General features: G+C 43.3%; 1 protein-coding gene. It reads left to right on the top strand.

The features are described from left to right. Positions 1 to 383, top strand: a 383-nt coding sequence (locus EDI28_RS26640) for a peptidylprolyl isomerase (protein WP_164918649.1), incomplete at both ends; no start/stop codon positions are given.

The following is a 383-nucleotide window of genomic DNA, read 5'->3' as shown; positions in this document are numbered from 1 at the left end:
TCTTGCGACTATTAAGACCAATCACGGAGACTTACGTATCAAGCTTTTCCCTGAACATGCTCCTAAAACAGTGGCTAACTTTGTATCTCTTTCAAAAGATGGCTACTATGATGGTGTCATTTTCCACCGTATTATCAAGGACTTTATGATCCAAGGTGGAGACCCAACTGGAACTGGTATGGGTGGCGAGTCAATCTACGGCGAATCTTTTGAGGATGAATTCTCAGAAGAGCTTTACAATATCCGTGGTGCTCTTTCCATGGCAAATGCTGGTCCAAATACCAACGGCAGCCAGTTCTTTATCGTGCAAAACCAACACCTACCTTATTCGAAGAAAGAAATTACTCGTGGTGGTTGGCCAGAACCGATTGCAGAAATCTATG

The sequence above is a fragment of the Photobacterium chitinilyticum genome (assembly GCF_004104355.1).
Taxonomy (GTDB): domain Bacteria; phylum Pseudomonadota; class Gammaproteobacteria; order Enterobacterales; family Vibrionaceae; genus Photobacterium; species Photobacterium chitinilyticum.
Note: the sequence above shows the minus strand (reverse complement) of the source record. Positions and strands in the feature narration are given on the sequence as shown.